Below are 26,168 nucleotides of genomic sequence, written 5' to 3'. Positions count from 1 at the left end.
GACCTGTGAAAACGAATTACACCCCCATGCGCCCGTCAACGCATCAAAGGTATCGCTGCTGTTTAAGGAGTGTCAGGAATGTCATTCGATCCCACAGAGCACCCGCATCGTCGTTACAACCCGCTGGGCGGTGAATGGGTGTTGGTTTCTCCCCATCGCGCAAAACGCCCGTGGCAGGGCCAGCAGGATGAGCCGGACAGGCGTCTGCTACCGGCTCACGATCCGGATTGTTTTCTCTGCGCAGGTAACCGCCGCGTTACCGGAGAAGTGAACCCGAATTACACCCACACCCATGTGTTTCGCAATGATTTTTCAGCGCTGATGGAACAAACCCCCGCGTTGGCGACAAGCGATGATCCGTTGTTTCAAACGCAAAGCGTGCAAGGCACCAGTCGCGTTATCTGCTTCTCGCCTGACCACAGCAAAACGTTGCCGGAACTCTCGCTGGCTGCGTTGGCGCACGTGGTTACGGCCTGGTGCGAACAAACAAACATACTGGGAAAAGCGTATCCGTGGGTTCAGGTGTTTGAAAACAAAGGCGCGATAATGGGATGTTCTAACCCGCATCCGCATGGGCAAGTGTGGGCCAACAGTTTTTTACCCACCGATATTGTTAAAGAGGACGGGCAGCAGCGCGACTATTTCGACCGTCATGGCACGCCATTATTGCTGGATTATGCCCAGCGCGAACAGGCGGAACAGGTGCGCTGTGTGGTGGAAACAGAACACTGGCTGGCGGTAGTACCCTATTGGGCCGCCTGGCCGTTTGAAACGCTGTTGCTGCCGCGCAGTGCGGTGCAGCAGTTGCCGCAACTGACTGCCGCACAGCGCAGTGATTTGTGTCTGGCACTGAAAAAGCTGACCAGCCGTTACGATAATATGTTTCAGTGCGCGTTTCCCTATTCCATGGGCTGGCACGGTGCGCCGTTTATTGAAGGCGATAACGCCCACTGGCAACTGCATGCGCATTTCTACCCGCCGCTGTTACGTTCGGCTAGCGTACGGAAATTTATGGTGGGCTACGAGATGCTGGCGGAGCCGCAACGTGATTTGACGCCGGAACAGGCGGCGGAACGCTTGCGCAGCGTAAGCGATATTCATTTTCGGCAACAGCATGAAGTGAACGATGGGACGAATTATAGCCAAGCGACATTATTTTGATAACAGCCAGCTATGCTTCTTTGCCGCATATCAGGGCATAGGATGTAATCATTTTTAAGTCGGTTGGCTATAATAGCGTGCGACAACAGGTGGATACTGTGTTCAACGCCACCTTTGGCTATGCGCCTGCGGTGCAGGTGCAGGCGACCGGGCGCGTCAACCTGATCGGTGAGCACACGGATTACAACGACGGGTTTGTGATGCCCTGGGCCATCGATTACCACACGGTAATTGCTGCCGCCCCGCGTGCCGACAGTCTGGTTCGGGTGGTGGCCGTCAACATGGAAGAGCAGCAGGACAGCTTTGACGTAACGCAGACGATTGAACCGCATCCACAGTATCTCTGGCCGAACTATATTCGCGGCGTGGTGAAGTATCTGCTGGCGCGTGGATTGACGCTGAGCGGCGTGGGTATGGTCATTGCCGGAAACGTGCCAACCGGTGCCGGGCTCAGTTCCTCAGCCTCGCGGGAAGTGGCTGTTGGGCAGGTGTTTAAAACGCTCTATGCGTTACCGCTCAGCCCGTTGGATCTGGCGCTGAATGGCCAGCAGGCAGAAAACCACTTTGTCGGCTGTAACTGCGGCATCATGGATCAGTTTATTTCCGCGCAGGGCGTTGCGGGTCATGCGTTGCTGATTGACTGCCGTTCATTGCAAGGCACGGCGGTGCCGATCCCTCAGGGCTTGGATGTGCTGATCATTAACTCTAACGTGCGGCGCGGGCTGGTGGACAGTGAATACAACACCCGGCGCGCGCAGTGTGAGGCGGCCGCACGGCATTTTGGTGTGAAAGCGCTGCGTGATGTCTCACTGACACAGTTTGAAGCTAACCGTGCGGGGCTGGATCCGGTCGTGGCGCAGCGCGCACGCCACATCGTTACCGAAAACCAGCGCACGCTGGAAGCTGCCGCGGCGCTTACGGCGGGCGATATCCCGCGTCTTTCCCGTCTGATGGCGGAATCGCACCGCTCAATGCGTGACGATTTTGCCATTACGGTGCCGCCCATCGACACGCTGGTTGCGCTGATTGACGACTATATCGCTGAGCGCGGCGGGGTACGGATGACCGGCGGCTGTGTCGTCGCATTGTTGCCCTCCGCGTTAACGGCAGAGGTGTGTGAGCGGGTGGCGCGGGAATATCCGGCCCGCACCGTCTTGCAGCCTACGCTTCACATCTGCCAGCCGTCGGCAGGGGCTGGGGTGTTGCTTGCATCAGGGCAGTAAAAATAGGGTCGCCAGCCCGAGGAAGATAAAAAAGCCGCCGGTATCGGTGATTGCAGTGATCATCACGCTGGATCCGATGGCGGGATCGCGGCCCAGTTTTACCATCGCTAACGGGATAGTTACCCCCATGGTGGCGGCCAGCAGCAGGTTAAGCATGATAGCCAACATCATGACACCGCCCATAGCGATGTTGCCGTACAGCAGCACGGTGATGACGGCGAGTGCGGCACCCCACACCAGACCATTGACAACGGCAACGCCCAACTCTTTGAACAGCAAGGTCGATTTTTTGCCGTGATCCAACTGGTGCAGCGCCAGCGCACGCACGATCATGGTGATGGTTTGGTTGCCGGTATTGCCGCCGATACCCGCGACAATCGGCATCAACGTTGCCAACGCCACCAAATGCGCCAGCGTGTCTTCGAACAAGCCAATCACCCTAGATGCGATCAAGGCGGTGCAGAGGTTGATAGCCAGCCAGCCCGAACGGTTTTTTACCGCGTTTGCTACCGGCGCATAGACATCTTCTGACGCCATCAACCCACCGGAGCGGCGCAGATGGTGATCGCTGGTACGGTTGACCCGGTCCAGAATATCTTCCACGGTGACGCGTCCCAACAGCTTGCCTTTGCTGTCGACAACGGCGGCGGAAATCAGATCGTAGCGTTCGAACGCGCTGGCGACATCATCAGTTTCTGTTTCCGGTTCGAACAGGATCGGTTCAGGATCCATGGCCTGCTCAACCCGTGTGTTTGGCTTGTGTAGCAGAATATTGGTTAGCGTGAGCTCACCCAGCAGGCGGTTTTTACGATCGGTGACAAACAGTTTGTCGGTAGCGTCGGGGATCACCTTATGCCAACGCAGAAAACGTTGTACTACGGCCAGCGTCACGTCCGGTCGTACTGTCAGCAGATTGAAATCAACCAGATAACCGACAGAATCTTCATCGTACTGGATGGTTTCGCGCAGTTGCGCCCGTTGGCGCGGTTCCAGTGCGGTAAGAATACGGCCCAGCAGGTGGCGCGGCAGGCGTCGCGCTAACTGCGCCTGCTCATCAATATCCAGCGGGCGAATGGCGCGCAGGATATCTTTGTCACTCATCTGGGCGATAAGGCCATCAGAAATGGTGTCTGATGCCTCATACAGCACAAAGCCACGCTTATCGAGCGGTGTCAGATACCACAGCGCCTGTCGCGCTTCGGGCGGCAGCGATTCCAGCAGATCGGCAAGGTCAGCAGCATGCAATTCGGTAAGCAGCGTACAGATCTCGGCGGTGTGATCGAGAAGCCGCTTTTTTTCATCCTGAGCAACCGGGGGCTGCTGGGTAATGATGCTTTCCACCAGCCCAGGATCGTCCAGCAACAACAAGGAAATGCGGCGGCGAATGGCCGAGAGCTTTTTGACGCTTGGCATGATCGTTTTTCTCAGTGATTATCACGTTCACGTGCTAGAAATCGAGCGTTGTCAGTGTCTTTTACGGTGGACAGTCAGACAACGCTCACGCCTTTTCGTTGGTGGGGCGCCCTTATCCTTTGAGTACCCGCGCAGCCAGTCCTTTTAGAAAATAGCGTATAACCTGATCGCCGCAGGTGCGATAGTTTTTGTGGTCAGGTGCGCGCATCATTGCGGTGATTTCCGGCAGTGAAATGCGAAAATTTTGTGTCAGCAGAATCGCCTGAATATCATCCGTTTTTAATGAGAAAGCGACACGCAGTTTTTTCAGGATAATGTTATTGGTCACCTTGCGTTCAAACTGTGGCGCAGGCTGTTTTTCATCTTGACCGCGTTTTTGCAGAATCAGCCCAGTCAGGAAATAACTCATCACGATGTCCGGGCAAGGCTGGTAGCCTTCCTCTCCCTCTTTTTTGACGTAGCTCGCCAACTGCTGGGGAGGGACGGTCATTTCCACCAGCGCCAGAATCTTTAGCAGGTGGTCATTATTGAAATTCAGCATATAGCGCACGCTGCGCAAGACATCATTGTTCATCATTACCGGTTTATTCTCGCCATTCGTTTTGGTTATTGTTGGGGAGTATACCCTAAATAATTCGAGTTGCAGGAAGGCGGCAAGAGAAGGCGTCCCGATGCGCTTACTGAGCTAAGTGATTCGGGTGAGTGAACGTAGCCAGCGCACCTGCAACTTGAAGTATGACAGGTATATAAGGGCTCACGGAAGATGTGACACTAAAGTGCTAAAAGGGGGCGATACTTTTTATTAACGCGCGAGCGCTACTCTTTTTTAACGAAGGGAAGCGTAGGGTTGACCGGTGATGATTTCAGCGTTTGTTCGATACGTTGTTGTTTATCTTGATGATGGAAAAAGGCACTGACGGAGGAGTAAGCGAAACGGCCTACGAGGATAAAGAAACTGATCAGGGGAATCGCTTCGTCTCTCGCGGGACGATCGTCGCTTGTGGGATAAGGTTGCCAGGGTGGTTCGTCGCTTGTGTATCAGGGTAGCCATTATTATCACTCTCGTATCCGCGCTTATGCGCTGTTTCTATTTATTCATAATTGATGAGGTTGGTCAATCCTTCGACTTACTTTTGTGATCCTGATGGATTTCGCCGAGCGCGGCGTGGTGAACATTTGGGGTTTCTGTGCCATACATAATAAATCGGCGCAACGCCGGTCATTGATACCGATACTAAGATTATCGACGCAGATGGGCGGGCGTGATGTGGGTCGTTTGACACAGTAAACCTGCCCTTAAATGGAATACGGAGCGGCTTCCAATGCAGATACTTCACCGCATTTCGATACGTAATAAATTCCTCCTCGCGCTGTTACCCATGGTGCTGGCATTGCTGTGGCTCAGCGCATTGGGAATGAATGAACGCCGTCAGACAGAACGTGAAATGAACCGGATGGAAAAGCAGATCCAGTTAGCGCGGGATGCCGGGGAGTTGGTGCATCAATTGCAACGGGAGCGAGGGATGAGCGCCGGTTATTTTGGCAGCCAGGGCAATGCCTTTGGCCCCGAGTTGCAGACGCAGCGCCAGGAAACGGATAAAGCGGCTACCGCTTTTCAGCAACGTTATCGCGACATAGATACCACCTGGCTCGGCGGCGATGTGGCTAAAAACTTTTCGCAGGTGGCCGATTCGCTCACGACACTGGCGTCGCTCAGAGGTCAGGTAAACAGCATGTCGATACCAGTAAACACTGCGCTGAGTGCCTATAGCGAAAAAGTGACGGCGCTGTTGGAAGGGATTAAGCGTGTTGCTTAATAGTGAAATAAGGGTGTTTCGGTGATTGAAGTAAATTTTACGCTGTTCTGAGATGGAAATTCCAAAGACCGGCGCTAAGGAGTAAGAAGGTATCATCAATAAAGGGTCTACGATTCCGTAAAATTTGGGTCATGCAACCGAGGCGCTTGATACCCGCGATGGCGTGTTCAACTGTAATACGGATGCCCGAGATTATTTTATTTTCTTGTTTTTGTTCAGGCGATAAAGGTCTTTTTCGAGTTCCTTTTTTTGGGATTTGTGTATTAGGATGCTGTTTATCTATACCTTGAAAACCGGTATCTGCCCAGATGGTTACCTCGGGAGGAATATGGCGAATTATATCGACTTTATCGAGTAAGCGTTTATCGTGACGGCGCCCATTTTTGCTCATGGGGATAAATCCAATTTGCCTTGTTTCGTCAGTCATAATAAGCGCTTTTCGAGTGGTCTGTCTTTTCTTTCCCGAATACATTTTTTTTCGCCGACGCAGATTCTTAGGCTTTTGGACAGGTCGCTCTGTCCCATCAATAAAGACGTCTTTAACTCCAGGAAAGGCGCGAAAAAATTCCTCAGTAGAGCGAATTTGACGAGCGGGCAAAACACATTCTCGCCCCAAGGTCATCTCTAAAACCGGCAATAATATTTTTACCCAGCGACATACCCGTGTTCTATCTAAACCAAAAAGAAGTCCTTGCAAATCATAGGTCGGATAACATTTTAAATACAATAAAATAAAAAGCAGTTTATCTAATGGGGTTGGGATAAATCCTTTCTGCCCTGCACCCATCTGCCGCTCGTGATCTTTTCGATTCTTTTTCCGATAAATCAAATAACAAGCTGAAAATTCAGCGGCTAAATTTTTCAATTCTTCGACTGATAATCCAATGATTGCTTTACATAAACGATTATCTCGTAACAACCGCTCTTTGTTGATCATTTCAAACCTTTATTCTCTAAGTTAAACCTCTTTTTATTCTCAATAGCCTGACAAAAAATGCAAGTCTCTATTCAGCAACTAGTTTATTGAACTGATGGCGCATTTGGTGCGCGATGCAGGGATCACCCAGCAAATTACCGGGTATTACAGCCTGCTGAATGCCAAAGAGCAGGCGGGGATTGAGCGCGCTGTGTTGGCTAACGTTTTCTCTGCCAATCGTTTTGGCGAGTGGATGTTTGTTCGCCTAAACCAATTGGTATAGCCAAGCGACATTATTTTGATAACAGCCAGCTATGCTTCTTTGCCGCATATCAGGGCATAGGATGTAATCATTTTTAAGTCGGTTGGCTATAGTACGCGGCGATGCCTATATTGCCAGCTTCAGAACCCTGGCATCGAAATCGCTGCGTGAGGCGTTCGACCGCGCGATAAGTTCCAGCCAAGCGCAAGACGCGCAGGCACTGCGCCAACGGGCGATTGGCGCACCGCAAGGAGAATGGAATATCGATGGTGCGCAATGGTTTTCGTTGCAAACACAGAAAATCGAACAGCTTAAACGTATCGAAGAACAGGCGGTGACAACGCTGTTGAGCGATGTCCAGCGTTTGTCTGCGAGCGCAATGCGGGCTTGGATTATCTACCTGAGCGGCACGCTACTGGCGATCGGGTTGGCGCTGGCGGCGATGATCATGCGCAGCATCAATCGGCAGTTGCAGGATACCTTAACCACCATCGCCGAAATGGATGGCGACTTGACGCAGCGCCTATCGGTGCCAGGAACGGATGAACTGTCACGGCTTAACAGTGCCTATAACCAATCGCTGGAGAGCATCGCGAATCTGGTGACGAAAATCAAAAACAGCGCCACGACCATTCGGCGGGCGAGCAATGAGAATGCCCCATTCCCACTCGAAACGCAACAAAGTGACCCACTTGCCAGAGTCGGATAAAATCACCGTTCTGGCCATACTGGAGAGCCTGTTGCATGCAGGGAAAACTTCTGACTCAGAAAGAACGGTTCTACATCGAAAAGCGGCGTGGTGAAGGTGTCAACCAAGCTATAGCTAAACGACTTAATTTTGATTACATTATTTAAATGAGCTATTCAATTGATTTTAGACGTAAAGTGATATCTACACGGAAAAACGAAGGGTTGAGTATCCGAGAAACAGCGAAGCAATTTCGGATTGGCCCTGCCTCTGTATCGCGTTGGATTAATCAAATAGAGTCAAAAGCATCGACCACGCGTCAGCGAAAGATCGATAAATCCGAGTTGATAAAAGATGTTGAACAATATCCAGATGCTTACCAAAAAGAACGTGCAGAGCGTTTTGGCGTTTGTCAGAAGGCCATTTGGCAAGCGCTTAAAAAGCTGGGATTGACCTATAAAAAAAACTCTACGTCATCCGAAAGCCGACGAAAACGCCCGGCAGGGATTTCAACAAAAAAAACAACAGTATGAAAAAGAAGGTAAACCTATTGTTTTTATTGATGAAAGTGGTTTTTCACACGATGCCCCACGGACTCACGGCTATTCCCCAAAAGGTCAACGGTGTTTTGGCCTGAAGAACTGGGGAGCTAGGGGAAGAACAAATGTTATCGGCGCTTTATTAGGCACAACGCTGTTTGCTATCGGATTATTTGATATCAATATTAACAGCGATGTTTTCTATGCCTGGGTCACACAAGTCCTTATCCCAGTACTCCCTAAAAACAGTGTAATCATGATGGACAATGCCACTTTTCACAAAAAACATAATATTCAACAAGTCATCATCGATGCAGGGTATATGGTGGAGTATTTGCCTACATATTCGCCAGATCTTAACCCAATTGAGCATAAATGGGCACAAGCAAAAAGCAAAAAAAGAGAGATGGGTTGCGATACAGAGAGTTTGTTCTCAGTCCATATGGTGTAATCAAAATTAAGTCGCTTGGCTATACCATCGCCAGAGAGCTTGCTCTGCCTCGCTCGACCATCAGCAGGGAACTCAGACGCAATACCGACCCTACTTTCAATGGTGTCTACTGCTGTAGAAGGGCGGACACTCTGGTCCGGGAACGCCGTCATAAGCCTCTGCCAAACAATGCTTTTTACCCGTTGGAGCCACACATTCAGAACTTCATCAGTCAGGCGCTTTCCACTCACTCTTCACCTGAAATCATCAGTGGCCGTTTGCACCTGGAATTCGGTATATCTGTCAGCAAGAATACGCTATATCGCTATATCCTGCAGGAGAGACAGGCTGGCGGGGAGCTATATCAGCAACTTCCTCATCGGGGAAAACGTTACAGGTACAATGCCGAAAACCTCAAATCAGGCCCTATTCCCAACCGTGTTGGTATTGAGTATCGCCCAGCTCAAGCCGAGCTTAAACAGGAGCCTGGCCACTTCGAAACTGACACTATTTTTGGCAAAGACCAGAAGTCATTCTTGTTAACCATCGTAGATAAAGCATTGAAAACCTTCATCATTCGCAAACTGCCTAATAAGCGTGCGGAGACTGTGGTTGCTGCTTTCAGGGACATTGAAGCTAATACCTTTTGCAAGTTTAAGACCCTAACAGCTGATAACGGCCCTGAATTCGCTCTGCACGAGCAAATTACTCAAATCACAGGGGCGCAGGTCTACTTTGCCCATCCTTATAGCCAAGCGACTTAATTTTGATTACACCATATGGACTGAGAACAAACTCTCTGTATCGCAACCCATCTCTCTTTTTTTGCTTTTTGCTTGTGCCCATTTATGCTCAATTGGGTTAAGATCTGGCGAATATGTAGGCAAATACTCCACCATATACCCTGCATCGATGATGACTTGTTGAATATTATGTTTTTTGTGAAAAGTGGCATTGTCCATCATGATTACACTGTTTTTAGGGAGTACTGGGATAAGGACTTGTGTGACCCAGGCATAGAAAACATCGCTGTTAATATTGATATCAAATAATCCGATAGCAAACAGCGTTGTGCCTAATAAAGCGCCGATAACATTTGTTCTTCCCCTAGCTCCCCAGTTCTTCAGGCCAAAACACCGTTGACCTTTTGGGGAATAGCCGTGAGTCCGTGGGGCATCGTGTGAAAAACCACTTTCATCAATAAAAACAATAGGTTTACCTTCTTTTTCATACTGTTGTTTTTTTTGTTGAAATCCCTGCCGGGCGTTTTCGTCGGCTTTCGGATGACGTAGAGTTTTTTTTATAGGTCAATCCCAGCTTTTTAAGCGCTTGCCAAATGGCCTTCTGACAAACGCCAAAACGCTCTGCACGTTCTTTTTGGTAAGCATCTGGATATTGTTCAACATCTTTTATCAACTCGGATTTATAGCCAACCGACTTAAAAATGATTACAGCCGATGCCCTGATATGTGGCAAAGAAGCATAGCTGGCTGTTATCAAAATAATGTCGCTTAGCTATATCGATCTTTCGCTGACGCGTGGTCGATGCTTTTGACTCTATTTGATTAATCCAACGCGATACAGAGGCAGGGCCAATCCGAAATTGCTTCGCTGTTTCTCGGATACTCAACCCTTCGTTTTTCCGTGTAGATATCACTTTACGTCTAAAATCAATTGAATAGCTCATTTAAATAATGTAATCAAAATTAAGTCGTTTAGCTATATCATTCCTGGGAGAGGGGCTTGAATGAGCACACCAACGGGCTGATACGACGTTTTTACCCAAAGGGAACAGACTTCAGTCAGGTCAGTCATCGTAAGATTGCCGAACTCGAACACATACTCAATACAAGGGGCAGAAAATCGCTGGGCTATCGTTCCCCCAATGAGGTATTTTTAACGCACTTACTGGTGGCATAAGCCTCTACCGTTTTGTTGCGTTTCGAGTGGGAATGGGGCGATTGCCTACGGCAATCACAATCTGGCGCAACGCATGGAGCAGCAGGTGGCGTCGCTGGTGGAAACTGCCAGCAGCATGGAGCAAATCACCGCCACCGTACAGCAGACCGCCGATTTCGCAGCCCAGGCGCGGGAACTGACCACCACGGTTGATGAGCGGGTGCGCAACATTGGTGATATTACCTCGTCTGCCCGCGACGCCATGAGCAAGATCCAGCAAACCAGCCAACGGGTGACCGAGATTGTCACCGGTATCGATGCCATCGCGTTTCAAACCAACCTGCTGGCGCTCAATGCGGCGGTGGAAGCGGCCCGCGCGGGATAGCGCGGGCGCGGCTTTGCGGTGGTGGCAACCGAGGTGCGCCAACTGTCGCAGCGTAGCGTTGATGAAGCCAATAAAATTCGTGCACTGATTGCTGACAGCCTTTCCAGCGTGGAGGAGGGCAGTGCGCTGGTATCACAATCTCATCGCGGGTTAAATGAGATTATCGATGGCACCAGCAAAGTAAAAGCGCTGGTGGGGGACATCGCCATCGCGGCGGGTGAGCAATCGCTGGGGATCGCCCAGATCAACGTGGCATTGAGCCAGTTGGAGCAGGTCACACAGCAGAATGCCACGTTGGTGGCTGAAGCTTCGACGGCGAGCCAGATGCTGGATGGACAAGTGGCGGGCATGACGGAGTTGGTCGGGCGTTTTCGCGTAGAACCTTCCGAACCGGTTGTTGAAAATACGCCGTTTCTGCTGGCAGACGCCTAGTGTCGGGAAAAAAACATGCGCTCCTAAAGGGAGCGCAAGGGGTTAGTTCGCTTCTTCTATCAGCAATTTCCAGCCAGTCACGTCCAGCCAGTACGCCTGCTCTGCTTCCAGATCGAGCTGTACCAAGGCGTTTTGCGCGAAATAGCCCTGTGGAAAAGTGAGCGTCCAGTGGTTGTCATCGGTGCTCAAGCGCAGCGAATCTGGCGGGGTAGTTGCCTGACGCTGATTATTGAGCAGACTTGCCAGTCGCATAATCTGCACCATCGGTAAATACTGCTTTTTCTTGAACAGGTTAAAACGCGGCAGTTCTTCCAGATTGATGGCTTTGCGCTGCAAACGCACCATCAATGACAGCATCAACTGCTGCTCCTGATTAAAGCCGGGCAGGTTGGTATTTTGCAGAATATAGGCGGAATGGCGCTGCATGCCCGCATGGTTGATGCTCAGGCCCACTTCGTGCAGCATGGCGGCCCATTTCAGGATCGCCTCTAACTGTGGATGTACCAACGCCGGGTTTTGCGCTGCCCACTGGGTAAACAGCAGCTCGGTGGTTTCTCGTACCCGACGCGCTTGTTCCCTGTCGATATTGTAGTGGCTGGCCAGACTGAGCGCGGTGCGGATACGAATATCCTGATGGCGGAAACGGCCTTCCATTTCATACAGCACCCCTTCGCGCAGGGCACCGTTCGACAGGCGCAGCGATTTGATCGCCAGTGCATCGAAAACCCCGCACAGAATCGCCAGTCCGGGGACCAACACGGATTGCCGGTCTTCCGACATGCCCGGCAAACTCAGGGATTTGAAGGTTTTAAACTGCAAAATCTGATCGCGTAGCATATTGAGCCGGTCCAGGGTGATCAGACCGTCTTTCTCCCCCATTTCTACCAGAATTTCATGGGCGGATTTAATGGTGCCGGATGCGCCCAGCGCATAGTCCCAGCCATAAATGCGGTATTCCCAGGAGAGCGTTTCCAGCTTTTGTACCGCCGCCAGACGGGCGCGCCGGAAATTCTGTTCGCTTATTTCACCGTTCGGGAAAAATTGCTGTGCAAAGCTGACACAGCCCATCCGGCGGCTTTCGACCAGTATTGGCTCAAAATTTTCCCCGATAACCAACTCGGTGGAGCCGCCGCCGATGTCGATCACCAGCTTGCGCCCTTTCTCTGGCTGAGTGTGCTCCACGCCCATAAATATCAGGCGCGCTTCTTCATGGCCGGAAATGATCTCGATGGGATAAGGAATGATGTCGGCCGCGCGACGCAAAAAGGTCTGCGCGTTGGCAGCTTCACGTAACGCATGGGTGCCCACGATGGAAACATTGTCAGGGGAAAAGCCTTGCAGTCGCTCAGCAAACAGCGCCAGACAGCTTAAGCCGCGCTCCATCGCCTCTTCGCTCAGCATGTTGTTGCTGTCAAGGCCATCAGCCAGGTGCACCCGCTGTTTTAGGCGGCTTAACACTTGCAATGCACCGTTGGCCACACGGGCAACCACCATATGGAAACTGTTAGAGCCAAGGTCAACCGCGGCGAATTCCTGCGGTGTTTCTTTATCGGTATCGGTTTGTATCAGGGGCATTTTTCTTGCCTATTCGTCGGGTTGCTCAAGGGCCTTGAGGTACTCGTAAATGGCCGTCTGCGCGCGGACTTTACGCCGGTTGCCGCGTGCAACATAGCGATTACTCAGCTCTTTATCAATAATACGTGCTTTAACCGTATCGCTGAACAGCAAATCCAATGTGTCCAATATCTGCTTTTTCAGCGCCGGGTCGAGGATTTCTGCTGCCACCTCGATACGATAATCGATATTACGTGTCATCCAGTCCGCAGAAGAGATATACACCTTGCTGTCTCCTCCATTATCGAACACATACACCCGATCGTGCTCAAGATAGCGATCTAAAATGCTAATGACTTGAATATTGTCACTGATGCCGTGCAGCGAGGGGATCAGCGAACACATACCGCGCACCAGCAGGTTGATCTTCACCCCTGCGGCGGAGGCTTCATACAGTTTTTCGGCCAGATCTTTATCGACCAGATTGTTGACCTTGAGGGTAATCACCGCAGGAAGGTTGGTTTGCGCGTGGGTGATTTCGTGATCGATCAGTTTGTGCAAGCGGGCGCGTGAGTTCTGCGGCGACACCAGTAAATACTCGAAGCTGACCGGGCGGTAAGGGTTCTCAATAAAGTTGAACACGCTGCGCACTTCATTGGTGATACGTTCATCGGCGGTCAGCAATGAGTAATCGGTATAAAGCCGGGCGGTTTTTTCGTTAAAGTTGCCAGTACCGATGTGGGAGTAACGCACGATGTTTTCCCCTTCACGGCGGGAAATCAGGAACAGCTTGGCGTGAATTTTCAGCCCTGGCACCGAGAAAATCACGTGTACACCGGCTTCCGTCAGACGCTTGGCCCACTGGATATTAGCCTCTTCATCAAAGCGCGCCTGCAATTCCACCACCACGGTCACTTTTTTACCGTTATGCGCCGCGTGAATCATCGCATTAATGATGCGCGAATCTTTTGCCACGCGGTAAATATTGATTTTGATCGACAGTACGCTGGGGTCGAACGAGGCCTGACGCAGCAGTTCCAGCACGTGCTCGAAGGTGTGATAGGGGTAGTAAAGCAACACATCGCGCTCACGAATGGCATCAAACCCGTTACGGAAATGGCTAAAACGGGTATGGCGCAGTCGTGGCAGCGCTTTGTTTTCCAGGTTCGGGCGGCCCACGTTGGGGAAACTGATAAAGTCTTTAAAGTTGTGGTAACGTCCGCCGGGAATGATGGAATCGTAGGATGAGATCCCCAATTTTTGCATCAGCATATCCACCATCGCATCCGGCATGTCACGCTGATAGACGAAGCGCACTGGCTCGGCAGTCAGACGCTGTTTCAGGCTGGAAGACATCAATTCCAGCAGGCTGGATTCCATTTCCGTGACCAGATCGTACTCCGCATCACGCGTCATTTTCATGGAATAGGCGTTGAGCGCGTCGTAGTCAAAGAAACCTCTGAAGATATCATCCAGGCAGTAGCGCAGAATGTTATCCAGCAAAATCATGGTTTTTTTTCTGCGCGATGATTCTGATGGCAGGTTAATGAAACGCGGCACCTTGTCGGACGGGATCTCCAGCAGCGCATAGCGGATCTCATTGCCGCGAATAATCTCTACCGCCAGATAGGTGTAATCATCTTTTAAAAACTCCACCAGATCGGTTTCTGGTAGAATAAGAATCGGCGTGATGTGCTTACGCAGGTTCTGGCGGAAATAGTCGCGCAGCCACTCCTGCTGGAGCGGGGAGACCTGACGCTCATTCACCAGAAAAATGTGATTGCGCGCCATTTCCAACAGCAGTTCATTATACAGGTTATCAAACACCTGATCGGTTTTCAGAACGCGTGCCTGAATTTTACCCAGCAAATGGCGTAAACCACCGGCGGAGCCTTGTTCCTCGTTGATCAGAATCCGTCTTTTAAGATCGGCGAAGCGCACTTTGTAAAATTCATCGAGGTTGTTGGAGTAGATGCCTAAAAAGCGCATGCGCTCAATCAACGGATTACTCTGATCCGCTGCCTCTTGCAACACGCGTTCGTTGAAGGATAACCAACTTAGTTCTTTCTCGATAAAGAGTTTGTCCTGACTCATTGTGACTCCGTTAAATCGTTTACTGACGGTGCACCCGGCTTTGTTGAATAAATCAGAATTAGCCGACAGGATGACTCCCTCTGCTACACCTGTTATCCTATCCTGACGCTGTGTGGCATACCCAACAACGTCATACGGTTCAGCGCTTTGACCATCGCTATGGCTTCACCTACTTGAGCCTCATAGTCACGCAGGCTCAGATGGCCACCCAGCAAAGTTTTTATGCGGAACATCGCTGTTTCTGCCACTGAACGCCGGTGATAACCCACTTTCTTTTTCCACATATCATTACTCCCGCTCAGACGCTGATTCGCCACCGCATGGTTACGTTCATGGTACTTGTCCGGCCAGTATTTGGCTCCGCTTCGCGGCGGGATAAGGGGCCTGATTTTCTTTCTTAGCAACGCATCGTGGCAGTAACGGGCGTCATAAGCACCGTCTGCTGACACTTCCCTGATTTTTCGGTGGGTTTGGTTAATCAGGCCCGGCAGTGCCTGCGCATCTGTCGTTCCGCTGAGCGATAAGTCGGCACAGATAATCTCATGCGTCGCACTGTCTGCTGCCAGATGAAGCTTGCGCCACACTCTTCGTCTGTCAGCCCCATGCTGCCTGACTTTCCATTCACCTTCGCCAAAGACCTTCAGACCGGTACTGTCGATGACCAGATGCGAGATTTCACCACGCGTTGGCGTTTTTATGCTGATACTGACGGTTTTTGCCCGCCGACTGACCAGAGAGTAGTCCGGGCAGCGCAGTGGCAGGCTCATCAGTGTAAAAACCGAGTCGACAAAGCCCTGTAATGCCCGGAGCGACAGGTTAAACACGCGCTTTATCATCAAAACCGTGGTAACAGCCATATCGGTGTAGTAAAGCGGCCGACCACGACCTTCAGGCGAAGCACTGTCAGTCCATGCAGCGATGGCCGACTCATCAAGCCAGACCGTCAGGGAGCCGCGTTGTCTGAGTGCTTTGTTGTAGGTGGGCCAGTTGGTGATTTTAAACTTTTGCTTTGCCATGGGGAGCTGCTATCGGGAGCGATGATAGTGCTTTGATCCGGCGATCCCCTGAAAGTTCGATTTATTCAACAAAGCCGGTGCACCCACTCTCTACACGCCAATGATGGCGGATTTATGACGGCGTGGCGCTATCTTGTTCTTTGCAAACCATTTTTTATGCGGCGCCGTTGCATTGCTAAAGCATTACGGTTATTTCGTTCACAAAATGACCTGAATGTCGCGCCCGGTGGGGAGGCGCATTAAAATCGTTCTTACAGAACGTCTTACCATTGTCATATTATGAGCGTAAAGGCAACATATGCTACCCCGATTTCATCATGGGGATGAGAAAAGCAATCCGCCGCGGTGCTTGAGGTAATCTCCATCGTGCGGGATGGGCGACGCAGGGCTTTTTGTTCGCCATTCACTAAAAGAACCTGACGGGCGGTGTAGGGATAATGGCAGAAACAGACAGCAGATTTGCCTATCAGGATGCCCGACGGCGGCGTCTGGATCGCATAACGCAGCACATCGTAGTAGGCAGTGGCCTGCTGGTGATGATGGCGCTGGTGCTGATTTTTTTCTATCTGCTGTACGTGGTTGCACCGCTGTTTGTTTCCCCCTCGGTGACACAGTAAGCCGCGTCGCCGCGCGTGGCATCGGAATCGTCCGCTGAGATCGGGATCAGCGATGACGGTTCCTTAGGGTATCGCATTGATCAACAGGGTTTTGGCGAGTTTATGGTGTTTGCTGGCGTGCAATCTCTGCCGCGCACCGCACTGAGCGTCACGCCCATTACGCATGCCGTTGCCTTCGGGGAAGGGCGGCCGCATTACGCGCTGCTTTCTGCCACTAGCCACATCACGATTGTCGCCCCCTTTATTCCACTTGCCGGTAATGCTCAGCCAGCCTGGCGTTATCCATTTGGCAAGATGCCCCTGCCGTTGACGACGGATGGCACACCGCTTCGCCATCTGGCGCTGGCGCTGCGCGAAACCGCACCGCCGATGGCCGATAACGCTGCCGCCACGGTAGTAGACGTAGCCGCCGTGTGGGTGACGCAGGATAACCGTTTGACCATGGGCCGCATTTCCGCTGACGGCGTGCAACTCGCCGCCAGTGTGGCACTCGGCGATACGCCGGTTGACGCCCTGGTGCTGACGCCCCGTGGCGATGTTGTCTACAGCTTAAGCGGTAACCAACTGACTACGTGGCGTATCCGTGGTGATACGGTGACACTTTCTGGTACCGCGACGCTGCCCACTGCCGGGCCGTGGCGGCTGGCGCTGCTGTCTGGCGGCTATTCGCTGCTGGTGTATAGCGAGGGTGGCAAAATATTTCAGTGGTTTGATGTGCCTGGCGCGGATGGCCTGCGCCTGACTGAGATTCGAGATTTCCCGCAGCGCGAAACGCAAGGCATGCAACTGGTGCCGGAAGCCTCGCGTCGGGTATTTGCCACCCTGACGCCGCAGGGTGAGCTTTCATTGTTTGCCAGCAAGCAGTCTGCCGCCGTGTTATAGCCAAACGACATTATTTTGATAACAGCCAGCTATGATTCTTTGCCGCATATCAGGGCATAGGATGTAATCATTTTTAAGTCGGTTGGCTATAACGCAGCAGGTTGCTGCACAGGCACAACGCATGGTGTTTTCGGCGCACGGTAAAGCGCTACTGCTTGAGACGCCAACGCAATGGTATGCCTATCGTGTCGATAATCCTTACCCCGATATCGGCTGGCGCGGCCTGTGGCATCGCATCTGGTATGAGAACTACCCCCAGCCTGACTTTATCTGGCAGTCAACGGCAGCGGACGACAGCTATCAGGCCAAGTTCAGCCTGGTGCCGCTGTTGGCTGGCTCGCTGAAGGCGGCGCTGTACGCCATGTTGTTTGCTACGCCGCTGGCGCTGGCTGCGGCAGTGTATACCGCCTGTTTTATGACGCCGGGTTTACGCCGTTGGGTGAAGCCAACGCTGGAAGTTATGGGCTCGCTCCCGACCGTGGTGGTGGGGTTGATTGCGGCACTCTGGCTCGCGCCGCACGTTGAAACCTACCTTTCCGCCATTCTGGCCTTGCCGCTGCTCTGTACTCTGGGTGTATTGGGCGTGGGGGCGCTGACGGCGCGCTGGATGCAGGGGCGCGAGGTGCTGATGTTGATGCCGGTACTGTTGCTGATCGTGCTTGGGGTGTGCTGGCTTGCCCCGGCGCTGGAAGTGAGTCTGTTCGGACAGCCGCTGTTCCAGTGGATGGACGGCAATTTTGTGCAGCGTAATGCGCTGGTGGCGGGGATTGCGCTGGGTTTTGCGCTGATCCCGCTGATTTTCTCATTGGCGGAAGATGCCTTGTTCAATGTACCCACGCGGCTGAGTCAAGGCTCTTTGGCGCTGGGGGCGACACCGTGGCAGACCTTGTGGCATGTGGTGCTACCTTCAGCCAGTGCCGGTATTTTTGCCGCATTGATGCTGAGTTTTGGCCGCGCCGTCGGCGAAACCATGATTGTGTTGATGGCAACGGGCAATACGCCGATTGTCGATGAGGGGCTGCTGCAAGGGTTGCGATCGCTGGCGGCCAATATCGCTATCGAAATGCCGGAGGCCGTGATGGGCAGCGGGCATTATCGCGTGCTGTTCATCACCGCGCTGGTGTTGTTTATCTTTACCTTTGTGGTCAACACCTTGGCCGAAACTCTGCGTCAGCGGCTACGCCGACGTTACCGGGATGAGGGGGATCACGCATGACATCTCAATCGACCGTCCATGAAGGGCAAACGCGCAGATGGTTTCGCAGCGGCACGCCCTGGGTATGGTTAACCGGTGCCGCCATTGGTGTCAGCCTGTTGGCGATGCTGGCTGTGGCGGTGATGTTGGCCTGGCAGGGGGGGCGCTATTTGTGGCCGCAACCAGTGTGGCAGTTCACGCTAACCGAGCAGGTGGCGGGAACACCGCGCGCGCTGCTGGGCGAAAGGTATGCCCATCAAACGCTGACCGTACCTTCCGCATCAGCCGCCGCTGGTGATGACGTGGTGTCACGCTATCTGGTTAAAGTCGGGATGCGTGAGCGTTACGGGCAAAGTTTTCAGACGCTGCTTTCTTCGGGGATCACCGCGCGATCGCTGCCCGCCGATGTGATTGTGCTTAAGCGCGCACACAACGGGGTTGCCTACGGTTTTCTGGCCGGGATGTTGGAAGATGGTCAACCGTTGCTGGCCGAAGATCTGCCGGCGACGTTGCAGCGCCGTATCCAACTGGTACAGGGTTTTGTGAATAAAACGCAGCTCATCCGGCTGGTCGACATGCGCAAAATCAACCAACGGGTTGAGGCGCTGCGGTTGGAGGAGAAACAAAAGCAGCGCACCGAGGCGTTGGATACTCAGACGCTGGCGCGGTTTCAGGCTGAACGCGGTGAGTTGCAGCGTCGGTTTGATACGCTATCCGGGCAACTGGTGACGCTCAATCAGGAAATCGACCGTAATCAGGTCCTGCTGCGCGATGCCGAAGGCACGCTGTACCGCATTCCACTTAAGGAGATTGAAGGCGCCTGGTTTCCCAATAGCATGAACAGATGGGATAAAGTGCGGCACTGGGGACATGAAATGGCATACCTGCTCACCCATGATGCGCCGGACAATGCCAACGGTCATCTGTTCCCAGCCATTTTTGGTACCGTGCTGATGGTTATCCTGATGTCGATTGTTGTGATGCCGTTAGGGGTGATCGCTGCCATCTATCTCAATAAGCGTGTTGCTTAATAGTGAAATAAGGGTGTTTCGGTGATTGAAGTAAATTTTACGCTGTTCTGAGATGGAAATTGGCTTTGTTGAATAATTTAAGATACTGATTTATATAAGCATTATAAAATTTCAACGACTAATTTTTCCTCTCGGAATGCTTTTTATTGTGCTAACTATTTGATTTGTCGTTCTAACAAAATACATTCTCTGTAAATGCATTCTAACTAAAGAAGATGTAAATCAAACGGTTAAATTATTCAACAAAGCCATGGAAATTCCAAAGACCGGCGCTAATGAGTAAGAAGGTATAGCTAAACGACTTAATTTTGATTACATTATTTAAATGAGCTATTCAATTGATTTTAGACGTAAAGTGATATCTACACGGAAAAACGAAGGGTTGAGTATCCGAGAAACAGCGAAGCAATTTCGGATTGGCCCTGCCTCTGTATCGCGTTGGATTAATCAAATAGAGTCAAAAGCATCGACCACGCGTCAGCGAAAGATCGATAAATCCGAGTTGATAAAAGATGTTGAACAATATCCAGATGCTTACCAAAAAGAACGTGCAGAGCGTTTTGGCGTTTGTCAGAAGGCCATTTGGCAAGCGCTTAAAAAGCTGGGATTGACCTATAAAAAAAACTCTACGTCATCCGAAAGCCGACGAAAACGCCCGGCAGGGATTTCAACAAAAAAAACAACAGTATGAAAAAGAAGGTAAACCTATTGTTTTTATTTATGAAAGTGGTTTTTCACACGATGCCCCACGGACTCACGGCTATTCCCCAAAAGGTCAACGGTGTTTTGGCCTGAAGAACTGGGGAGCTAGGGGAAGAACAAATGTTATCGGCGCTTTATTAGGCACAACGCTGTTTGCTATCGGATTATTTGATATCAATATTAACAGCGATGTTTTCTATGCCTGGGTCACACAAGTCCTTATCCCAGTACTCCCTAAAAACAGTGTAATCATGATGGACAATGCCACTTTTCACAAAAAACATGATATTCAACAAGTCATCATCGATGCAGGGTATATGGTGGAGTATTTGCCTACATATTCGCCAGATCTTAACCCAATTGAGCATAAATGGGCACAAGCAAAAAGCAAAAAAAGAGAGATGGGTTGCGATACAGAGAGTTTGTTCTCAGGCCCCATTCCCAGTCGAAACGCAACAAAACGGTAGGGCATTATGCCGCCTGTAAGTGCGTTAAAAATACCTCATTTGGAGAACGATAACCCAGCGATTTTCTGCCTCGCGTATTGAGCAGGTGTTCGAGTGCTGCAACCTTGCGATGGGTGACATAATTGAAGTCCGTTCCCTTCGGGTAAAAACGCCGTATCAGCCCGTTGGTATGCTCATTCAACCCGCGTTCCCAGGAATGATATGGCCGGGCAAAGTAGACCGGTGCCCCCGTGACTTTTGTAATTTCCCCGTGCTGGGAAAATTCAGAACCGTTGTCAGCAGTCAGGGTTTTAAACTCGCAGAAGGTATTGGCAACGATGTCCCTGAAGGCCGCTACCACTGTCTCTGCTCGCTTGTTGGGCAGTTTGCGAATGATGACCAGCTTGACGGCTTTATCGACCACCGTCAGCAGGAATGATTTCTGATCTTTGCCAAAGATGGTGTCAATCTCGAAATGCCCGGGTTCCTGCTTGAGGTCAGCAACGGCCGGCCGCTGCTCAATGCCAACACGGTTGGGAATAGGACCGCGTTTGTTCTCATCGGTCTGATAGTTATACCGTTTACCCCGATGAGGGAGCTGCTGATACAGCTCACCGCCGGCCCGGCGCTCCTGCTGGATATAGCGATAGAGCGAGTTCTTGCTGACGGACAGGCCAAATTCCAGGACCAGGCGCCCACTGATGACCTCAGGTGAGGTGTGGGTAGACAGCGCCGTTCTGATAAAGTCCTGAATGTGCGGTTCAAGCTGGTTAATCACGCTGTCCGGCCGTGTTTTCTGCCGCCGCCCTCTGGCCAACGTTTCGGCCCTTCTGCAGGAATAGACCCCGTTGAAAGCGGCGTCGGTATTGCGTCTGAGTTCCCTGCTGATGGTAGAACGAGGAAGCTCCAGCTCCCGGGCGATGGTGGCCTGGTTAACCCCATCACCACGCCGCTTTTCGATGTAGAACCGTTCTTTGTGAGTCAGATGTTTTCCCTGCATGCAACGGGATCTCCAGTAGGGCCAGAACGGTGATTTTATCCGACTCTGGCCAGTGGGTCACTTTGTTGCGTTTCGAGTGGGAATGGGGCACGAATCCCCTGCCTGTATCACCGCTGCTGGATATCAGCCAACTGACCGATGAGCAAACGGCGCTGGAGGTGGACCATCTCAGCCTCTATTACGGCGAAAAACAGGCACTGAACGATATCTCTCTGCGCATTCCACAGCATCAGGTGACGGCGCTGATTGGCCCATCTGGTTGCGGTAAATCGACGCTGCTGCGCTGCTTTAATCGCATGAACGATTTGGTGGAAAACTGCCGTATTGAGGGCGATATCCGAATGCGCGGCGTTTCCGTCAGCGATGCCCAGTGGGATGTCTCGGCGCTGCGGCGGCGGGTGGTTATGGTATTCCAGCGCCCCAATCCGTTTCCTAAATCCATCTATGACAACGTGGCGTACGGCCTGCGCCTGCAAGGTATCCGCGATCGACGCTTACTGGACGAAACGGTAGAGAACGCGCTGCGCGCTGCGGCTTTGTGGCATGAAGTGAAAGACCGGCTGGGCGATAACGCCCTGACGCTTTCCAGCGGACAGCAACAGCGCCTGGTGATTGCCCGGGCCATTGCGATTGAACCCGAAGTGTTACTGCTTGATGAACCGACCTCCGCGCTGGATCCTATCTCTACCCTTGTGATTGAAGAGCTGATGGGCGCCTTAAAACAGCGCTTCACGTTAGTGCTGGTGACACACAACATGCAGCAAGCGGCGCGGGTATCGGATTACACCGCCTTTATTCATCAGGGCAAAGGCTTTGTTGAATAATTTAAGATACTGATTTATATAAGCATTATAAAATTTCAACGACTAATTTTTCCTCTCGGAATGCTTTTTATTGTGCTAACTATTTGATTTGTCGTTCTAACAAAATACATTCTCTGTAAATGCATTCTAACTAAAGAAGATGTAAATCAAACGGTTAAATTATTCAACAAAGCCCAGGGCAAACTGATTGAATACGATCATACCGATACGCTGTTTACCTCTCCCCTTCAGCGTAAAACGGAAGATTACATTACCGGACGCTTTGGTTTATGGTGCAGCAGAAAAAATCGTAAAAAAACCTGTCTTTTGTACGATTCTCCGTGCCATATGAATAAGTGATGATAAAATGTGCGGAATTTAATCGGGCGCAGGTAAAGCTGTAACATGAAATTCAGCAGTATGAGTGAAGGCGACATTGTTGTTGAACTTTGCCGGAGAATCAAAGAAGCACGCATTCAGCAGCGGCTGTCGCAGGTCGATTTGGCCGAACGCGCCGGGTTGGGCATCGCTACCATCAAACGCGCGGAGTTGGGGGAATCGATAACCCTAAGCAGCCTGTTGTGCATTCTGCGCGGTTTAAACCGCCCGCATCAGCTGGAAGGCGTGTTGTTTGATGCGGATGTTACTGCTTTCCATGCGCAAATCAGCGGAGAAAAACAGCGCACGCCGATGCGTATTCGCAAGAAAGCCTCGGCATTCCCGCCGCAAACCCACAGCGCACCCGCCGCGGTGAAACCGGTCGCGAACATCACGGTGGATTGGTATATCTCTGCGGCAAATAACAACATTATCTGGTCGCGCCCGGAGAACGAGAAAAAGTCCTGATGCGGTAGCTTGTCACTTCGGCATTTATCCGGTTACTCGCGTATTTTCGAGTCATTTCCGTAAAGGTGCTGAGGGATCCTCACAAATCTAGGCTCAGTCTTTTTGTTGGTGCAGCGAATGTTTCGTGCGCGTTAACCCACGCCGTTATTTGCACCGCACATCGCACGCGCCCGACACGGGGTGTTAAAACGCCATCACCCCGCGGCCCCTGGCTTTTTAGCGGGAAATAACGCCGCTTTGCGGTGCCTTCGGGGCCCGAGCCCACTGACGGGCCGCCAGCGACGCGGAATACTCGTCTCATCCCTGAGACTCGCCCCTTCGGGATCGCTGTCAACAGCGTTCAAAAATGCTCCTGGCATTTTTGTCCGACGCGGCGCTGACTTTCGCGGCGTCCTGCCGCTCACCCTGTGGTCTCGTTCCCCTCAGCGCAATTTTGTACGCGTTATAAATTCAAAGCAGTAGAACCATTCCGCTTTAGGCTGTTTTTTTTTGGGGGCCTCAGTGCATAGGCCTCGGTCCCTTGCAGGCGAACCGCCTGTCAAGGATCCCCGGCTTTCGCCGAGGATGTCTTATGAGTCGAGGTGGATAAAAAGATCCCGCGTTATTCGCACAGCACCACTTTGATTGCCAGCCCGCCGCGTGAGGTTTCGCGGTATTTGGCGTTCATGTTTTCCCGGTTTCGTACATGGTTTCGATCACCTTATCCAGTGAGACGCGCGGTTCGCTGGTGCGGCGCATCGCCATGCGTGCCGCGTTGATGGCCTTGACCGAGGCGATAGCATTGCGCTCGATACAAGGCACCTGTACCTGACCGGCCACCGGATAGCAGGTTAACCCCAGATTGTGTTCCATATCGATTTCCGCCGCGATGCACACATGCTCAGGATTAGCCCCCAGCAGTTCCGCCAGCCCGGCTGCCGACATGGAGCAGGCAACCCCCACTTCGCCCTGGCAGCCGACTTCCGCCCCAGAGATGGAGGCGTTCATTTTATACAGTACGCCAATAGCGCCTGCCGCCAGAAAATAGCGCAGATAGGATTCCTGCGTCACCGGTTGAACAAACTGGTTGTATAGCCAAGCGACATTATTTTGATAACAGCCAACTATGCTTCTTTGCCGCATATCAGGGCATAGGATGTAATCATTTTTAAGTCGGTTGGCTATAGTAGGCCAGTACGGCGGGAATAATGCCGCATGCGCCGTTGGTCGGCGCCGTTATAGCCAAGCGACTTAATTTTGATTACACCATATGGACTGAGAACAAACTCTCTGTATCGCAACCCATCTCTCTTTTTTTGCTTTTTGCTTGTGCCCATTTATGCTCAATTGGGTTAAGATCTGGCGAATATGTAGGCAAATACTCCACCATATACCCTGCATCGATGATGACTTGTTGAATATTATGTTTTTTGTGAAAAGTGGCATTGTCCATCATGATTACACTGTTTTTAGGGAGTACTGGGATAAGGACTTGTGTGACCCAGGCATAGAAAACATCGCTGTTAATATTGATATCAAATAATCCGATAGCAAACAGCGTTGTGCCTAATAAAGCGCCGATAACATTTGTTCTTCCCCTAGCTCCCCAGTTCTTCAGGCCAAAACACCGTTGACCTTTTGGGGAATAGGCGTGAGTCCGTGGGGCATCGTGTGAAAAACCACTTTCATCAATAAAAACAATAGGTTTACCTTCTTTTTTATACTGTTGTTTTTTTTGTTGAAATCCCTGCCGGGCGTTTTCGTCGGCTTTCGGATGACGTAGAGTTTTTTTTATAGGTCAATCCCAGCTTTTTAAGCGCTTGCCAAATGGCCTTCTGACAAACGCCAAAACGCTCTGCACGTTCTTTTTGGTAAGCATCTGGATATTGTTCAACATCTTTTATCAACTCGGATTTATCGATCTTTCGCTGACGCGTGGTCGATGCTTTTGACTCTATTTGATTAATCCAACGCGATACAGAGGCAGGGCCAATCCGAAATTGCTTCGCTGTTTCTCGGATACTCAACCCTTCGTTTTTCCGTGTAGATATCACTTTACGTCTAAAATCAATTGAATAGCTCATTTAAATAATGTAATCAAAATTAAGTCGTTTAGCTATACCACGCGACCACCAGCCGCGTTTTCTTCCGAGACCGCCATGGCGAACATGTTTACCCAGTCCATGGCATCCATCGGATCTTTAGAGAAGCGATCGTTGATAAACAGCAAACGGTGCAATGCCGAGGCGCGGCGCGGAACGCGCAGCGGGCCGGGCAGAATACCTTCGGTGTTCATGCCGCGATGGATGGCGTTTTGCATGGTTTGCCACACGTCGGCAAAGTAGTGCTCGATAGCTCACGCTCGTGCAGGGCAATCTCATTTCTCATCACAATTGCCGACAGCGACAGGCAGTGATCGTGGCAGTGTTGCAGCAGTTTTTGCGCGGAATAGAACGGGTAGGGCGCGGTCTCTTCTGTCACCAGTGCCTTGCCAAAATGCTCCTGATCGACAACAAAGCCGCCGCCGATAGAGTAATAGGTTTTGCTGTGCAGCAAGGTTTGCTGCTGGTAGGCGCGGATTGTCATGCCGTTTTCGTGCAGCGGCAGATTTTCCGCCTGAAAACGCAGCGCGGTTTCCAGCGGAAAGTTCACCTCATAGTCACCTGCTTTCATCGGCCCGACGGTATGCGAACTCGACTGTCCAATACCAATTTTAAAAATCTCGAATACGCTGACCATGGCGATTTCCTCGAACAAGATGCTGGCAACACCAAAAGAGTGCCAACAGATTTCGGCATCAGGTATGCCGAGAGGCGGCTGGCAACCGATGCCGACCGT

The 26,168-nt window shown here is 51.5% G+C and carries 28 protein-coding genes and 5 pseudogenes; 18 read left to right on the top strand and 15 right to left on the bottom strand.

Features of this window, described 5'->3' with window-relative positions:
* Nucleotides 1-78 precede the first annotated feature (78 nt).
* Together galT and galK are read left to right on the top strand one after the other, a co-directional pair.
* A complete protein-coding gene (gene galT, locus ACQGXV_RS01810) occupies nucleotides 79-1,161 on the top strand; it encodes a galactose-1-phosphate uridylyltransferase (RefSeq protein WP_440864726.1) in 1,083 nt (360 codons plus the stop codon).
* 98 nt (nucleotides 1,162-1,259) lie between these two features.
* Nucleotides 1,260-2,384 (top strand): galactokinase, encoded by a 1,125-nt coding sequence (galK, locus tag ACQGXV_RS01805; protein ID WP_440864725.1) that lies wholly within the window; start codon nucleotides 1,260-1,262, stop codon nucleotides 2,382-2,384.
* Here galK and mgtE read toward each other — a convergent pair.
* Together mgtE and ACQGXV_RS01795 are read right to left on the bottom strand one after the other, a co-directional pair.
* Nucleotides 2,373-3,797, bottom strand: a complete 1,425-nt coding sequence (gene mgtE, locus ACQGXV_RS01800; RefSeq protein ID WP_440864724.1) for a magnesium transporter — start codon at nucleotides 3,795-3,797, stop codon at nucleotides 2,373-2,375. The two genes, galK and mgtE, sit on opposite strands and share 12 nt — an antisense overlap.
* Nucleotides 3,798-3,909: 112 nt before the next feature.
* Nucleotides 3,910-4,374 (bottom strand): DUF1456 family protein, encoded by a 465-nt coding sequence (locus tag ACQGXV_RS01795; protein WP_440864723.1) that lies wholly within the window; start codon nucleotides 4,372-4,374, stop codon nucleotides 3,910-3,912.
* A 745-nt stretch (nucleotides 4,375-5,119) separates the two neighbouring features.
* Here ACQGXV_RS01795 and ACQGXV_RS01790 point away from each other — a divergent pair.
* The gene (locus ACQGXV_RS01790; RefSeq protein WP_440864722.1) at nucleotides 5,120-5,614 is read left to right on the top strand and encodes a nitrate- and nitrite sensing domain-containing protein; all 495 of its coding nucleotides are present in this window, start codon (nucleotides 5,120-5,122) and stop codon (nucleotides 5,612-5,614) included.
* 37 nt (nucleotides 5,615-5,651) lie between these two features.
* Here ACQGXV_RS01790 and ACQGXV_RS01785 read toward each other — a convergent pair whose 3' ends face one another.
* Nucleotides 5,652-6,551, bottom strand: coding sequence for a transposase family protein (locus ACQGXV_RS01785; RefSeq protein WP_440864721.1), 900 nt, complete (start codon nucleotides 6,549-6,551; stop codon nucleotides 5,652-5,654).
* Nucleotides 6,552-6,645: 94 nt separating this feature from the next.
* Between ACQGXV_RS01785 and ACQGXV_RS01780 the strand changes: the two genes are divergently transcribed.
* From ACQGXV_RS01780 to ACQGXV_RS01760, 5 genes are all read left to right on the top strand, one after another.
* Nucleotides 6,646-6,813: a nitrate- and nitrite sensing domain-containing protein gene (locus tag ACQGXV_RS01780; RefSeq protein WP_440864720.1), complete on the top strand. Its 168-nt coding sequence runs from the start codon at nucleotides 6,646-6,648 to the stop codon at nucleotides 6,811-6,813.
* A gap of 82 nt (nucleotides 6,814-6,895) precedes the next feature.
* Nucleotides 6,896-7,501, top strand: coding sequence for a nitrate- and nitrite sensing domain-containing protein (locus ACQGXV_RS01775; RefSeq protein ID WP_440864719.1), 606 nt, complete (start codon nucleotides 6,896-6,898; stop codon nucleotides 7,499-7,501).
* A 146-nt stretch (nucleotides 7,502-7,647) separates the two neighbouring features.
* A complete protein-coding gene (locus ACQGXV_RS01770; RefSeq protein ID WP_440862584.1) occupies nucleotides 7,648-8,013 on the top strand; it encodes an IS630 transposase-related protein in 366 nt (121 codons plus the stop codon).
* Nucleotides 7,937-8,470: an IS630 family transposase gene (locus ACQGXV_RS01765; protein WP_440862665.1), complete on the top strand. Its 534-nt coding sequence runs from the start codon at nucleotides 7,937-7,939 to the stop codon at nucleotides 8,468-8,470. The genes ACQGXV_RS01770 and ACQGXV_RS01765 overlap by 77 nt, the downstream gene beginning before the upstream one ends.
* A complete protein-coding gene (locus ACQGXV_RS01760) occupies nucleotides 8,431-9,213 on the top strand; it encodes an IS30 family transposase (protein WP_440864718.1) in 783 nt (260 codons plus the stop codon). Before ACQGXV_RS01765 ends, ACQGXV_RS01760 begins: the two co-directional genes overlap by 40 nt.
* A 6-nt stretch (nucleotides 9,214-9,219) precedes the next feature.
* Here the strand turns inward: ACQGXV_RS01760 and ACQGXV_RS01755 are convergent, their stop codons facing one another.
* The 3 genes from ACQGXV_RS01755 to ACQGXV_RS01745 are packed head-to-tail and all read right to left on the bottom strand — an operon-like array spanning nucleotide 9,220 to nucleotide 10,136.
* A complete protein-coding gene (locus ACQGXV_RS01755) occupies nucleotides 9,220-9,753 on the bottom strand; it encodes an IS630 family transposase (protein ID WP_440862665.1) in 534 nt (177 codons plus the stop codon).
* Nucleotides 9,677-9,925: an IS630 transposase-related protein gene (locus ACQGXV_RS01750; protein WP_440864717.1), complete on the bottom strand. Its 249-nt coding sequence runs from the start codon at nucleotides 9,923-9,925 to the stop codon at nucleotides 9,677-9,679. Before ACQGXV_RS01750 ends, ACQGXV_RS01755 begins: the two co-directional genes overlap by 77 nt.
* Nucleotides 9,888-10,136, bottom strand: a complete 249-nt coding sequence (locus ACQGXV_RS01745) for an IS630 transposase-related protein (protein ID WP_440864716.1) — start codon at nucleotides 10,134-10,136, stop codon at nucleotides 9,888-9,890. The genes ACQGXV_RS01750 and ACQGXV_RS01745 overlap by 38 nt, the downstream gene beginning before the upstream one ends.
* 35 nt (nucleotides 10,137-10,171) lie before the next feature.
* Between ACQGXV_RS01745 and ACQGXV_RS01740 the strand changes: the two are divergent.
* Nucleotides 10,172-10,369 (top strand): annotated as a pseudogene (locus tag ACQGXV_RS01740) (transposase); the annotation flags it as partial.
* Between the two features lie 73 nt (nucleotides 10,370-10,442).
* Nucleotides 10,443-11,165, top strand: a pseudogene (locus ACQGXV_RS01735) (methyl-accepting chemotaxis protein).
* A gap of 42 nt (nucleotides 11,166-11,207) precedes the next feature.
* Here the strand turns inward: ACQGXV_RS01735 and ppx are convergent.
* The 3 genes from ppx to ACQGXV_RS01720 all read right to left on the bottom strand — a co-directional run bounded on the left by ppx (nucleotide 11,208) and on the right by ACQGXV_RS01720 (nucleotide 15,829).
* Nucleotides 11,208-12,740 (bottom strand): exopolyphosphatase, encoded by a 1,533-nt coding sequence (gene ppx, locus ACQGXV_RS01730; protein WP_440864715.1) that lies wholly within the window; start codon nucleotides 12,738-12,740, stop codon nucleotides 11,208-11,210.
* 9 nt (nucleotides 12,741-12,749) lie between these two features.
* The gene (gene ppk1 / locus ACQGXV_RS01725) at nucleotides 12,750-14,813 is read right to left on the bottom strand and encodes a polyphosphate kinase 1 (RefSeq protein ID WP_440864714.1); all 2,064 of its coding nucleotides are present in this window, start codon (nucleotides 14,811-14,813) and stop codon (nucleotides 12,750-12,752) included.
* 92 nt (nucleotides 14,814-14,905) lie between these two features.
* A complete protein-coding gene (locus ACQGXV_RS01720) occupies nucleotides 14,906-15,829 on the bottom strand; it encodes an IS5 family transposase (RefSeq protein ID WP_440863224.1) in 924 nt (307 codons plus the stop codon).
* A gap of 437 nt (nucleotides 15,830-16,266) precedes the next feature.
* On the opposite strand from ACQGXV_RS01720, the gene ACQGXV_RS01715 reads away from it, so the two are divergent.
* Complete coding sequence (locus ACQGXV_RS01715; RefSeq protein ID WP_440864713.1) at nucleotides 16,267-16,446, top strand: hypothetical protein; 180 nt, start codon at nucleotides 16,267-16,269, stop codon at nucleotides 16,444-16,446.
* 15 nt (nucleotides 16,447-16,461) lie between these two features.
* Nucleotides 16,462-17,328 carry a hypothetical protein gene (locus ACQGXV_RS01710; protein ID WP_440864712.1) on the top strand — a complete coding sequence of 289 codons (867 nt, stop codon included), beginning with the start codon at nucleotides 16,462-16,464 and terminating at the stop codon, nucleotides 17,326-17,328.
* Here ACQGXV_RS01710 and ACQGXV_RS01705 read toward each other — a convergent pair.
* The gene (locus tag ACQGXV_RS01705; RefSeq protein WP_440864711.1) at nucleotides 17,323-17,451 is read right to left on the bottom strand and encodes a hypothetical protein; all 129 of its coding nucleotides are present in this window, start codon (nucleotides 17,449-17,451) and stop codon (nucleotides 17,323-17,325) included. The genes ACQGXV_RS01710 and ACQGXV_RS01705 overlap by 6 nt on opposite strands.
* Here ACQGXV_RS01705 and ACQGXV_RS01700 point away from each other — a divergent pair.
* From ACQGXV_RS01700 to ACQGXV_RS01685, 4 genes are all read left to right on the top strand, one after another.
* Nucleotides 17,450-18,544, top strand: coding sequence for an ABC transporter permease subunit (locus ACQGXV_RS01700; RefSeq protein ID WP_440864710.1), 1,095 nt, complete (start codon nucleotides 17,450-17,452; stop codon nucleotides 18,542-18,544). The two genes, ACQGXV_RS01705 and ACQGXV_RS01700, sit on opposite strands and share 2 nt — an antisense overlap.
* On the top strand, nucleotides 18,541-19,554 hold the full coding sequence (locus tag ACQGXV_RS01695) for a hypothetical protein (RefSeq protein ID WP_440864709.1): 1,014 nt from the start codon (nucleotides 18,541-18,543) through the stop codon (nucleotides 19,552-19,554). The genes ACQGXV_RS01700 and ACQGXV_RS01695 overlap by 4 nt, the downstream gene beginning before the upstream one ends.
* Before the next feature lie 325 nt (nucleotides 19,555-19,879).
* Nucleotides 19,880-20,245, top strand: a complete 366-nt coding sequence (locus ACQGXV_RS01690; RefSeq protein ID WP_440862584.1) for an IS630 transposase-related protein — start codon at nucleotides 19,880-19,882, stop codon at nucleotides 20,243-20,245.
* A complete protein-coding gene (locus tag ACQGXV_RS01685) occupies nucleotides 20,169-20,723 on the top strand; it encodes an IS630 family transposase (RefSeq protein ID WP_440867823.1) in 555 nt (184 codons plus the stop codon). Before ACQGXV_RS01690 ends, ACQGXV_RS01685 begins: the two co-directional genes overlap by 77 nt.
* A gap of 4 nt (nucleotides 20,724-20,727) precedes the next feature.
* Here the strand turns inward: ACQGXV_RS01685 and ACQGXV_RS01680 are convergent, their stop codons facing one another.
* Nucleotides 20,728-21,702 (bottom strand): IS30 family transposase, encoded by a 975-nt coding sequence (locus tag ACQGXV_RS01680; protein WP_440862690.1) that lies wholly within the window; start codon nucleotides 21,700-21,702, stop codon nucleotides 20,728-20,730.
* A gap of 98 nt (nucleotides 21,703-21,800) precedes the next feature.
* On the opposite strand from ACQGXV_RS01680, the pseudogene pstB reads away from it, so the two are divergent.
* A pseudogene (gene pstB, locus ACQGXV_RS01675) lies at nucleotides 21,801-22,511 on the top strand (phosphate ABC transporter ATP-binding protein PstB); the annotation flags it as partial.
* 399 nt (nucleotides 22,512-22,910) lie between these two features.
* Entirely contained in the window at nucleotides 22,911-23,351 is a 441-nt protein-coding gene (locus ACQGXV_RS01670) for a helix-turn-helix domain-containing protein (protein ID WP_440864708.1), read from the top strand.
* 601 nt (nucleotides 23,352-23,952) lie between these two features.
* Here ACQGXV_RS01670 and ACQGXV_RS01665 read toward each other — a convergent pair.
* The 4 genes and pseudogenes from ACQGXV_RS01665 to ACQGXV_RS01650 all read right to left on the bottom strand — a co-directional run.
* Nucleotides 23,953-24,570 (bottom strand): annotated as a pseudogene (locus tag ACQGXV_RS01665) (L-serine ammonia-lyase, iron-sulfur-dependent, subunit alpha); the annotation flags it as partial.
* Nucleotides 24,571-24,591: 21 nt separating this feature from the next.
* The gene (locus ACQGXV_RS01660) at nucleotides 24,592-25,125 is read right to left on the bottom strand and encodes an IS630 family transposase (protein WP_440867822.1); all 534 of its coding nucleotides are present in this window, start codon (nucleotides 25,123-25,125) and stop codon (nucleotides 24,592-24,594) included.
* Entirely contained in the window at nucleotides 25,049-25,414 is a 366-nt protein-coding gene (locus tag ACQGXV_RS01655; RefSeq protein ID WP_440862584.1) for an IS630 transposase-related protein, read from the bottom strand. Before ACQGXV_RS01655 ends, ACQGXV_RS01660 begins: the two co-directional genes overlap by 77 nt.
* A gap of 35 nt (nucleotides 25,415-25,449) precedes the next feature.
* A pseudogene (locus ACQGXV_RS01650) lies at nucleotides 25,450-26,069 on the bottom strand (serine dehydratase beta chain); the annotation flags it as partial.
* Between the last annotated feature and the right edge of the window lie 99 nt (nucleotides 26,070-26,168).

Origin of the sequence: Symbiopectobacterium purcellii (assembly GCF_052050035.1) — a bacterium.
GTDB classification, from domain to species: Bacteria; Pseudomonadota; Gammaproteobacteria; order Enterobacterales; family Enterobacteriaceae; genus Symbiopectobacterium; species Symbiopectobacterium purcellii_A.
Note: the sequence above shows the minus strand (reverse complement) of the source record. Positions and strands in the feature narration are given on the sequence as shown.